The 11772-nt window shown below is 30.0% G+C and carries 11 protein-coding genes; 5 read left to right on the top strand and 6 right to left on the bottom strand.

Features of this window, described 5'->3' with window-relative positions; genetic code table 11:
* Positions 1-131 precede the first annotated feature (131 nt).
* Positions 132-701, top strand: coding sequence for a VTT domain-containing protein (locus AC28QF_RS12865; protein ID WP_488202213.1), 570 nt, complete (start codon positions 132-134; stop codon positions 699-701).
* 8 nt (positions 702-709) lie between these two features.
* Here the strand turns inward: AC28QF_RS12865 and AC28QF_RS12860 are convergent, their stop codons facing one another.
* Positions 710-1435, bottom strand: coding sequence for an acyl-CoA desaturase (locus tag AC28QF_RS12860; RefSeq protein WP_488202212.1), 726 nt, complete (start codon positions 1433-1435; stop codon positions 710-712).
* 59 nt (positions 1436-1494) lie between these two features.
* A complete protein-coding gene (locus AC28QF_RS12855) occupies positions 1495-2067 on the bottom strand; it encodes a Crp/Fnr family transcriptional regulator (protein WP_488202235.1) in 573 nt (190 codons plus the stop codon).
* A gap of 334 nt (positions 2068-2401) precedes the next feature.
* Here AC28QF_RS12855 and AC28QF_RS12850 point away from each other — a divergent pair, with 334 nt between their 5' ends.
* Together AC28QF_RS12850 and AC28QF_RS12845 are read left to right on the top strand one after the other, a co-directional pair.
* Positions 2402-3319: an AraC family transcriptional regulator N-terminal domain-containing protein gene (locus tag AC28QF_RS12850; RefSeq protein ID WP_488202211.1), complete on the top strand. Its 918-nt coding sequence runs from the start codon at positions 2402-2404 to the stop codon at positions 3317-3319.
* A 13-nt stretch (positions 3320-3332) separates the two neighbouring features.
* A complete protein-coding gene (locus AC28QF_RS12845; RefSeq protein ID WP_488202210.1) occupies positions 3333-4103 on the top strand; it encodes a sulfite exporter TauE/SafE family protein in 771 nt (256 codons plus the stop codon).
* A gap of 4 nt (positions 4104-4107) precedes the next feature.
* Here AC28QF_RS12845 and AC28QF_RS12840 read toward each other — a convergent pair whose 3' ends face one another.
* From AC28QF_RS12840 to AC28QF_RS12830, 3 genes are all read right to left on the bottom strand, one after another.
* On the bottom strand, positions 4108-5892 hold the full coding sequence (locus tag AC28QF_RS12840; protein ID WP_488202209.1) for a cytochrome-c peroxidase: 1785 nt from the start codon (positions 5890-5892) through the stop codon (positions 4108-4110).
* Between the two features lie 3 nt (positions 5893-5895).
* The gene (locus tag AC28QF_RS12835) at positions 5896-7416 is read right to left on the bottom strand and encodes a PhoX family protein (protein ID WP_488202208.1); all 1521 of its coding nucleotides are present in this window, start codon (positions 7414-7416) and stop codon (positions 5896-5898) included.
* A 188-nt stretch (positions 7417-7604) separates the two neighbouring features.
* The gene (locus AC28QF_RS12830; protein ID WP_488202207.1) at positions 7605-8075 is read right to left on the bottom strand and encodes a Dps family protein; all 471 of its coding nucleotides are present in this window, start codon (positions 8073-8075) and stop codon (positions 7605-7607) included.
* Positions 8076-8190: 115 nt separating this feature from the next.
* On the opposite strand from AC28QF_RS12830, the gene AC28QF_RS12825 reads away from it, so the two are divergent.
* Complete coding sequence (locus AC28QF_RS12825) at positions 8191-9132, top strand: LysR family transcriptional regulator (RefSeq protein WP_488202206.1); 942 nt, start codon at positions 8191-8193, stop codon at positions 9130-9132.
* 36 nt (positions 9133-9168) lie between these two features.
* On the opposite strand, the gene AC28QF_RS12820 is transcribed toward AC28QF_RS12825, so the two are convergent.
* The gene (locus AC28QF_RS12820) at positions 9169-11061 is read right to left on the bottom strand and encodes a SulP family inorganic anion transporter (protein ID WP_488202205.1); all 1893 of its coding nucleotides are present in this window, start codon (positions 11059-11061) and stop codon (positions 9169-9171) included.
* Between the two features lie 145 nt (positions 11062-11206).
* Between AC28QF_RS12820 and pyrR the strand changes: the two genes are divergently transcribed.
* Entirely contained in the window at positions 11207-11764 is a 558-nt protein-coding gene (gene pyrR / locus AC28QF_RS12815) for a bifunctional pyr operon transcriptional regulator/uracil phosphoribosyltransferase PyrR (protein ID WP_488202204.1), read from the top strand.
* Positions 11765-11772: the final 8 nt, after the last annotated feature.

Below are 11772 nucleotides of genomic sequence, written 5' to 3'. Positions count from 1 at the left end.
TGACTAGTTCTTTTAAAGTCAAATGATATGCCACTATAAATAAGCATGACAGATTAACAAATATTAAACCACTGTTACATTATTTGTTTTTAATCGTCATATACATAACACACTAACCGATTTCAAAATTAATGCTAAAAAAAGGAAAAACACTAATTTATGTTATTTGGATAGCATTCTTAATTGGATTGCTAATTACCTACCTATTGAACCCTGAACTTATTACAGCCCATAACTTGGTAGCTTTTATAAAAAAATTTAAAGGTGAAATGTTGCTTATATATACTTTGCTAACATTAATAAGAGGTTTTTTCTTAATACCAAGTACTCCTTTTGTTATTGGAGGCGGTATTTTATTTCCTAATCAATTAATATTAGTTTTACTCATCTCAATTATAGGCGTATTATTTTCTGCTACTGCTTTATATTACTTTTCTGACTTGTTAGGTTTCAGTAATTATTTAGAAAGTAAATTTCCTTCAAGAATTTCTGTTTTGAAAAAAAAGTTAAACGCACCAAAATCAACCTTATTGATTGCCTGTTGGTCTATTTTTCCTTTTATTCCGACAGATATTATTTGCTATGTTGCAGGTATCTTAAAAACACCTATAAAGAATGTGCTTTTAGGTGTTTTTATCGGTGAAGTTATTTTATGTAGTTTGTATGTTTATTTTGGGGCAACGATTTTCAATTCACTTTAAATAAAATACTATTTAAGCTTTATCAATCTTAACTTATCTAAAACAATCATTATGCAATAAGTAACATCAATTTCGTGCCATCTTACACCTCCAAAATTTGCACGGCCACCATTAGCATGGTGATTATTATGATACCCTTCTCCCATCATTAAAAAATCGAATGGTAACAAGTTCTTAGAAGTATCACTCACTTTAAAGTTTACATACCCATAAATATGTGCAAACCAGTTAATAATTACACCGTGTATTGGCGCCATTAAAAAAGCAACAGGTAAAAATAACCATTGCCACCAAGCGGTTGCAAAAAGCACAAAAAACAAAACATATAAAGCACCCCAAATTAATCTAGAAAATTTTGAGCTAGCAAAATTGTCAAAGCTTTTCCATTGAGGTACATTTTTGGTGAATTTTGCTTCAATTGCTATTCTTTGATTATTTATATCTTGATATATGTTTTTAGTACGCCACATCATACTAAATAAATTACTATCGTATTTAGGCGAATGCGGATCTTTTTCTGTATCTGCATACGCATGATGCATTCGGTGCATAACACCATAACCATAAGCACTTAAATAATTAGATCCTTGCGTTAACCAAGTTAAAAAGAAGCATACCTTTTCTCCAAAATCCGACATTTTAAAGGTTTGATGTGCTGAATATCTGTGCAAAAAGAAGGTTTGAAAAAACAAACCTGAATACCATAAAATTATTATGAAAATTATTATTGTCATTCTTATAAAATTAGCCTACAAATAACCGACTTTAGTATGGTAAAAAAAATGAACCCAAGTTAAGTAATTCGCTTTCTAATTCGGCTTAAAGCCTGTGCTGTGACGCCTATGTATGACGCTATATATTTTAATGGAATTTCTTTAATTAATTCAGGTCGTTCATCAAATAAATTAAGGTAACGTTCTTCTGCTGTTTCGTTTAATAAAGATTGTTCTCTTTTAGATTTTATTAAAAATAAACGTTCAGACGATAATCTACCTAATGTATTTCCAATACTTGTTTTTTTATAAACCTCTTGTAGGTCTTCATAAGACATACTCCACATTTCTACATCTGTAAGCGTTTCTAATTCGTATAATGAAGGCGATTGTGTTAAAAAAGAATCATATGCACTTACAAATTCATTATTAAAACAAAATCCAAAAGTAGTTTCTTTTTCTTTATCTTTATTTGGGATATAAAACCGTACTATTCCTTTGTCTAAAAAAGAAATATGCTTTTCTATTGTACCTAATTCTAAAAGTTTAATACGTTTTTTTACTTTTCTTAACTTTAATTTAGATGTAAAAAACTCCCAATCACTATCATTAATTGTAAGAGATTTTTCTAGGTATATTCTAATATTTACAATACTCATAGTAAGCTATAGTATATCTTTTATAATTTTAGGCAAGATACAAATCTAGATTTTACTTGATGAGTAATTCTTTTATATTAGCTACCTTTTCTAAATCAAAAAGACTAACACTTTTTAAGGTATTAGTCTTTTCTCTCTTTTTAATTACAATTATAATTAACAAGGGCGGGGGGAATTCATTTCATAGCTTTTTAAATATCTTAAACCCTTTTGATTTAAATTATTTTTATTAATGTTATAAATTTACTCTTAAAATATTAATAATAATTGAACTATATTATCAATTAATTGAACTATATTACTCTTCGAAAAATAAAAAGAAAAAACTATGATGCCCCCCATCCAAAAACACTTTCATACAAGAAAGATAACAACTCTTATTGAGAATAGAACAACTTATGCGTCAGCATATGCAGAACTTAACATTTTCGAGACCTATGAAGCCACTAAAAATGTTTTTTTTAACTTCGATACTACTGTTATTGCCAGTATGTTAACCGGTAAAAAAACAATGCATTTAAATGAAACCAAACCGTTTTCTTTTATACCTGGTGAATCTTTAGTGATACCTGAAAACAATAGCATGAATATCGATTTTCCTGATGCTTCTTTAAATAACCCCACATCGTGCTTAGGTTTAATTATTGATCAAAATAAAATAAATGAAGTTGTTTATAATTTTAACAAAGAAACAGTTATTGAAAGAGAAAATGATAATTGGGATTTTAAAAAAAACTCATCTCATTTAAATAACAATGAAGAGGTAAACCTACTCGTTAGTCGATTAACGAATACATTTATTAACAACACAAAATCTAAAGATCTTTTATTAGATTTAATGATTCAAGAATTAATTATTCGCTTATTACAAAGCAAAGCAAGAAAACTTATTTTAAATAATGTTGATGATATATATGATGATACTCGCATAGGCTATGCTGTAAAATATATTAAAGAAAACTTGACTAAAGGTAATTTGACTTTAGATGATGTATCTGAAAAAGCCTGTATGAGTAAATCGCATTTTTTTAAGAAATTTAAAAACACCCTAGGCGTTACTCCTGTAGATTACATAAATTCTGAAAAAATTAAATTTGCTAAAAAGTTAATTAAAAATAATCCTAATGAAAACATATGTGATATTGCCTACAAAACAGGCTTTAACAACGTAAGTTATTTTAATCGCCTTTTTAAGAAGAATGAGCTATTAACACCTCAACAATTTAAAATATCTTTGAAAGATTAATTTCATATAAATATTGACTTTTTTAATTGATACTTTTGCTTTAAACTGGCATGTAATATTACTATTCTTTACTATTGCTATACTCTACTCTTCTGTTGGTTTTGGTGGTGGCTCTAGTTATTTAGCAGTATTAGCTTTAACTGGTATTGCTTATACACAAATAAGATCTACAGCATTAATATGTAATATTGTTGTTGTTTTTAGTAACGTATTATTATTTCATAAAGAAAAACTACTTGACTGGCATAAAATAATTCCATTGACTCTATTTAGTGTTCCCCTAGCTTTTTTAGGCGGATTTTTAAAAATAAACCAAACTATCTTTTTTATTCTTTTAGGTATTACGCTATTAATTGCTGCAATTACCATGTGGTTTTCTAAAAAGATTACTTTAAGTATTCAAAAAAACAAAATAAATAAAGGTAAAAATGCTATTTATGGTGGGCTTATTGGTTTTATTTCTGGAATGGTAGGAATTGGTGGCGGTATTTTTTTAGCTCCTTTATTACATTTAAAAAACTGGGATATTCCTAAAAAAATTGCAGCAACATCAAGTGTTTTTATCTTAGTAAACTCCATCGCAGGTTTGTTTGGTCAATACATAAACCCTGATTTTATAATCGATTGGAATTTAACTTCTATTTTATTAGTAACAGTGTTTCTTGGTGGGCAAATTGGTAGCAGAATGAGCCATAAATTCCTTAGCCCAATTCAATTAAAAAAGGCAACCGCTATTTTGATTGCCTTTGTTAGTATTCGTATTTTAATAAAATATTTGTTTTAAGTAATTACTCATCGGTAAGTGTTTTCATAAAATCGAGAACTTGCGCTATTTCTTTTTCTGATAAACTTAAATTATCAAAAGGTAATGTTTGATATTCACTATGAATACCCAAACCTGCTCCGCCTCCTTTATTATAAAAATCCATTACTTTCTTTAAAGTTACATAAACACCGTTATGCATATAAGGCGCAGTTTTTGCGATATTTCTAATAGTAGGTGTTTTAAAAAAATGTTTACGCTCTGGTGTTTTATATAAATTATAACGCCCTAAATCTGATGAAATTTCAGCATTAATAGTATCTATAGATATGGGAACACCAATAAACTCTAACTCTGTATCGTTATAATTTGGCGGAACGGTTCCGTTAAAAACAGGTGCAAAATGACACGTTGCGCACATTGCTTTCCCTGCAAACAAATTAAACCCTTTTTGTTCATCTTCTGTTAGTGTTTCTTCTTCTCCACGAATATTTTTATCAAACTTTGAATTAAATGTATTTAAAGTTCTTATGTATGATGCTATTGCATGTCGTATATTAAAATTAACGCGTTTGTTATCGTATAAATTAGCCAGTGCCTTTTTATAGTTCTTATTTTTTAGTACACGATATACAACAGAATCCATCGACATATTAAACTCATTATGATTCTCTACAACTCCAACAACCTGACCTTCTAAACTACCTGATCTAGCATCCATAAAAAAGCCTCTTTGATATGCTGAATAAGCTACTGTTGGTGTATTTCTTGTTTGGTTTTTATCAAATACTCTTCTACCATCTGTAAAAGCTAAATCTTTAACATGGCAAGTTGCACAAGCCATATTATAATCTTTAGAAAGCGATATATCATTAAACAATTGCTTTCCTAAAACCACCTTTTTTATCAATTGTGTGGTATCACTCAAATGGTCTGAAAAATAATTAACATTTAATGTTTCTTCAGAAAATAAGGTTTCCATCGTATTAGATAATGCCATTTCAAAAGGGAATTTAACATTCCAATCTTTTTGAATTTCAACCAATATTTTTAATTGAAGATTCGTGTGTTTTTTTATAAAACTGAACCTATCAAAACTATCAAAATCATGTTTTAAAAATTTTTGAGCATTTATAACCGCTCCTTCAAAATTTACTAATAATTGTTTTGATTTGAACTTCTCCTTATTAAGTTTAATTATTTTTAATACTGTTTCATAAGTATATGAGCTTTCTAATAATGATTGGTTTAAAACTGGCGAATCGAAACCTGTGATACCAGTTACAGCTACACGGGTAATTTGATCTCTTAACAGCCATATAATATGATGGTCTTTTAATTTAAGAATACTATTTTTTTTTATTAATTTTAATCGATTACTTGTAACACGTACGGCTCTTCTTAAAACCTCTTTATCAATATTTTCATCATAAAGAGTTTCTTCTATCACCTGAAAACCTATCGGCTTTATAACTCTTGTATCATTACTCGTTTCTCCTTTAACATTAATTATATTTGGTGCATTTAATGATTTATAATTATCCTTATCAGAAAAAGCTAAAATTGGCTCTAGTAATTTAAAATGCTTTCTTGCTAGCACATAGTATTTTTGCTGCTCTTTAATTGATTTACCTTTCATACTATCTAAATTGTTAATAGTATTAGATAGTTGATTTAGGTATAATTTATTTACACCGTTAGAAATTACTGCAACAGATTTGTATTTCTCTGTTTTTTGATTACACGATACTATTACAAGCAAAAGACATACACAAAGGTATGTCTTAGCTTGACTGAAAAAGTCTTTCATTTTTTATCTTTCTAAACCTGTAATTAAGTGTAAAACAGAACCTTCTTTTCTGTTTGCTAAATTAGGGTTTGCCTTTGGATCTGTAAATGAAGTTCCGTCTGCTGGTTCCCATCCATGGTTTTGAGTCATTACTAAAAATGAGTTCTTGCCATTATTAACGATGTCAGTTACATCAATCATTCCTGTAATTTCCCAATTTCTTGAAGTTGTTCCGTACCCTAAAGATGCTGCTCTTTCTTGATCACATTCTAACACCGTTTTTATAGCACCGGTTGTTAAATTGTATTGGTATAATTTAGAATATCCGATAATATTTGGATTTACAGAGGCATATCCGTTAGGATCTTCTTGAATATAAGCATAGTTTTCGGTAACTAAAATATTATCAGGCGAGTGAAATCCGTCAGCTTTTCCTCCTACTATATCTCCATCTAACACACAGGTAATTTTTGCAGTTCCTGTTGGATCTGTATCATTTAAAACCACTTTATAAACACGACCTAAAATAGAACCTTTACCTACTAAACCTGGTTTATTACGACCTGTTACGGCAAAATAAATCTCTCTATTATTTGCTGCAGAACCTCTTCTCCAGTCAATATCTTCTAATCTAGAGAATCCCATAACACCTTTCGTTTTACATTCTGTATCTAAGGCATTAATTTCTTTTTCTTCAAGCTCTACAAACTCCACATCATATTCAGTTCCTTCGGTCATATCTACTTCATAAGTTACACCAGGAGATGTTACTTTTAATCCATATAATTTACCACCATTTAAATCTCCTCTATCGCCAACATACATCCCTAATTGACCCGATGGCACATTATTATCTGCATTATCATCACCAATAAAAGCGACTGTTTTATCTGAATAAGCATCTTTACCAATTACTACGGCGTTCTCTGTAGACCATTGACCAAATGCTGGTAACATATTACCTGCACTTGCATCTGTAGCTGACTTATAAGGATCTGTTGCAAAAACACCTTTTGATGCGCCACCCCATTCACCTCCTGACAAATACAACGGACCAAAACCATGTTCTTCTGGAGAGATCATTGAACCAGAACATTGAGCCGTTTCTCCGGTTGCTGTTGCATTTAAAATGTATTCTGCTGATAATGGTTTTAAATTTTCATTTAATTTAATTCTTGCAATAGAATAATCTGCTTCTATATTATTAATTAACGTAAAAGTACCGTCAGATTCAGGTAACAATCCTGCACCGTCTGCCATAGAACCGTATACAAAATCAGGTGAATTTGGTATTACATCTTCTGATGATAATATTGGTGTAATTTTTAGTCCGATAAACTCACTTCTTACTTTTAAAAAGTTAGGTGTTTTAGAGGTTTTTAAATAAGCTGTTGCATCAGAACCATCATTCCCATCTGCTCCATTACTTCCATCAATACCATCTACACCATTTGTTCCGTCAATTCCATCTTGACATGCAGTAAAAGTACTTATACCAATACAGGCTGTTAATAATGTTAACAAGCTTAATTTTAGTTTTTTCATTTTAATAATTTTTAAGTTTTTTTAATTCATCAAATTAAAGGAGCGTTTGTAAAACTTATATCAATGCTATTTTAATATCACATCATTAAAATGTAAATTTTATTAAGAGAACTTAAATAAATAGACCAATTCTAAATAAAAAAGGTGTGCTAATTTAGCACACCTTTTACTTCTTAAATAAACTAGACTTATGTTAACCAAGCATTTAACATCCATATTGTTTTTTCTTGCTCAGCAATAAAGTCACTCATCATCGAATTTGTTCCTTCATCATCTGCATTGTCTGATAATACTAAAATCTCTCTTTCTATTTTTAATAGTTCAGCCAATGACTCAACTACTAATTCTACTGCATCAACATCTTTGCTTATATTTTTCCCTACAGGTACTTTTGCTGCTTTTATATAATCATCAAAAGTATGTAATGGTGTTCCTTGCAATGTTAAAATTCTTTCAGCAATTAAATCTACCTTTAGTTGAGAATCTGTATAAAACTCCTCGAACTTAACATGTAGTTCAAAGAAGTTTTTCCCTTTGATATTCCAATGTAATCCTCTTACATTCTGATAATATATTTGAAAATTAGCTAATAAAGTATTTAATTCCTTTACTAAAGTTATCGATTTGTTCTTATCTAATCCTAAAACAGTTGTGTTCATTTTATTATATTTTATATTGTTCTTATCTCTATTCCTCAAAATTAAACATAAATAAACAACAAAAACTATAACTGTTATTGATAGTTTTAATATCTTTATCAAAAAATCTGATACAATGACAATCACACAGTTAAAATATACCCTTGCTGTAGCTGAATATAAAAATTTTACGGTAGCTGCCGAACATTGTTTTGTTACGCAACCTACCTTAAGTATGCAAATACAAAAGCTAGAAGATGAGTTGGATGCTAAAATATTTAACCGTTCTAAAAAACCTATTGAATTAACCGAAGTTGGTAAAAAAATTATTGAACAAGCCAAGGTTATTGTTGATGAAAGCAATCGTATTGTAGATATTGTTCATCAACAAAAAGGATTTGTAGGTGGCGAGTTTAAACTTGGTATTATACCAACGGTTATGCCTACTTTATTACCAATGTTTTTAAAAACCTTTAGTAAAAGCTATCCGAAGGTTCAATTAATTATTGAAGAGTTAACCACCGAAGAAATTATTAGAAAACTTACTGATGGTCATATAGATGCTGCTTTGGCGGCAACTCCTTTAGAGAATGAAGCTATAAAAGAGCGTGTTTTATACTACGAACCTTTTGTTGGTTTAATACCTAAGGAACATAGATTGTATGATCAAAAAAAGATAAAAGTTGAAGATTTAGAGCTTGATGATATTTTATTACTAGAAGATGGTCATTGTTTTAAAAATAGTATTATAAATTTATGCAGAGCTAATAAGAAAAATGCTGCGCATCATTTTCAGTTAGAAAGCGGAAGTTTCGATACACTTATAAAACTATCTAAAGATGGTTTAGGTATGACTTTATTACCGTATTTAAATACACTAGATTTAAACGATAAAGACAGAGAACATTTAAGAGAGTTTGAAACACCACCTCCTGCAAGGGAAGTAAGTTTAATATATCATAAATCACAACTTAAAATGCAATTAATAGAAGCTTTAAAAAGTACTATAGATAGTGTAATAAGAGGTGCTATTGCTTTTAGTGATGTTGCTATTGTTAGCCCGATAAATAAAAAATAACTCATAAAAAATCCCGCAATTGCGGGATTTTTTTATTTAGAATTTATATTCTGATAAAGGTTTCGGAAAATCTTCTGGATTCGCCGCTAAATGATAACGAGGATCCTCTACATCTTCTTCTATAACTCCTGTAAAAATAGGGCTCGCTTTATAAAGCAAGATCTTACAATCTTCACTTAAATGTTTTAAAGTAACTTTTTTACCTGCTGCTTGGTATTTTTCTACCAAACCAAAAATAGCTTCAATTGCTGAGTGATCTGAAACTCTAGATTCAACAAAATCAATTTCTATTTTTTCAGGATCATTTTTAATGTCAAATTTACCGTTAAAAGCTGTAATACTTCCAAAGAATAAAGGTCCCCATATTTCGTACACTTTTGTTCCGTCTGCTTTCATTCTTTTTCTAGCTCTAATTTTCTTAGCGCTTGTCCAAGCAAAAGATAAAGCTGATATAATTACCCCTACAAAAACAGCAATTGCTAAATCGAAAAATACCGTAACTGCAGATACTATTACCAATACAAATGCATCTGAAACCGGAATTTTTTTCATGATTCTAAAGCTAGACCATGCGAAAGTTTCAATAACCATCATAAACATTACTCCTACTAAAGCTGCAATTGGCACTTGCTCTATATATTTATCAGCAAATAAAATAAAGGTTAATAAGGTTAATGACATCATTACGCCAGATAATCTTCCTCTACCACCAGCGTTGATATTAATAACTGTTTGACCAATCATACCACAACCACCTGTCCCACCAAATACACCACTTACAATATTTCCTGCTCCTTGTGCAACACATTCTTTATTTCCGTTACCTCTACTATCTGTTAACTCATCTACTAAATTCATAGTCATTAAAGTTTCTATCAAACCAACAGAAGCCGCTAAAAAGGCATAAGGTGCTATAAATTTAAGCGTATCTAAATTAAAAGGTAAGTTACTCCAAAGTTCTAATAAATTTAGTTTTTTTGATATTTCATCAATACCATTTAAACCAGCGCCACCACCATCTCTAATAAAATCACCAACATTAATTGAACTTAAGCCACTAAATATTGATATTAATGTAACAATTAAAATAGCCGTTAATGCTGCAGGTATTTTAGTAGTTATTTTTGGTAACCCCCATACAATAAGCATCGTTAATAAAACAAGCCCAATCATTGTATAAAGCTTTTCTCCTTGCATGGTTGATTTTACAACTCCGCTATCTTTTACCGAATAAAACCCTTCTTCTGATACATTAAAAACCACTTTTTTTGTTTTAGCGTCAAAAACCTGACCTTCTGAAACGAAAAAAGCTTCTTCGTTTGTGTTATTATTTGTCACTGAATTTCCATCAATAGTAAATAAAACGGTATTCGAATTTAAATCTTTAACTTGATTATCTGTTACATTATAAACCAACTCTTTCGATTCCGTTTTACGCATATTTTGCCCGAAAAAATCTTTTTTATTTTCAGTAAACATTCCCAATTGCGCCATAAAAATAACAATTGCCAATCCGTTTACAAATCCCATCATTACAGGGTGCGGAATTAAACGCACAAATTTACCGAGCTTAAATACTCCTGCGAATACTTGTATCACCCCCATTAAAACAACTGCTGCTAGCAAATAAAAGTATCCCATGTTTTCTACAGGATTATCAAATAAAAGACCTTTTGCATGCCCTTCTTGTATCATCGTTACAAAAATAACAGCTACAGCTCCTGCTGCACCAGAGATAAGACCCGGTCTACCACCAAAAACGGCTGAAATTATACCTACTACAAACGCTCCAAACAATGCTACTATTGGACTAATTTGGGCTACAAAAGCAAAAGCGACCACTTCTGGTATCATTGCTAAAGAAACTGTTACACCTGCTAACGTATCGTCTTTTATGTTAAGTTTCTTATTCTTAAGGTATTTCATCATAATATTTTCGGCTATTGTAAAAGTTGGCAAATGTAAAGATAATTTTATTCATATAGTTTTATGTTTCATCAAGTTTAATTTTGTCCGCAGTTTTTTTTACTTTATTTTTGAACAATGAACTATCATACCAATTTGATAGCAAAACATGAGCAGGAAAACACTACTTACTTCAAAAGAAATTGAAATTATTCTGCATCGATTAGCCTGTCAGTTAATCGAAAACCACAACGACTTTTCTAATACCGTTTTAATAGGCCTACAACCTAGAGGTACTTTTTTAGCAAAACGATTAACAAAATTATTAACCGAAGAGTATAAAATTAAAGACCTTAAACTTGGTTTGTTAGATATTACTTTTTATCGTGATGATTTTCGTAGAAGAAATGCGCCATTAGAAGCAACTACTACTCAAATTGATTTTTTAATTGAAGATAAAAAAGTAGTTATTATTGATGATGTATTATATTCTGGTAGAAGTGTACGAAGTGCTTTAACAGCTATTCAATCATACGGAAGACCAGCAAATATTGAATTATTAGTATTAATTGATCGTCGTTTTAGTCGCCATTTACCTATTCAACCTAATTATAGAGGTAGACAAGTAGATGCTATTAATGAAGAAAAAGTTGTTGTTAATTGGCAAGAGACTCACAAAAAAGATACAATATACCTAGAAACCAAGCCTACTAAGCTTGATGATTAGTTATGATT

The sequence above is a fragment of the Tenacibaculum sp. M1.3A genome (assembly GCF_057732375.1).
Note: the sequence above shows the minus strand (reverse complement) of the source record. Positions and strands in the feature narration are given on the sequence as shown.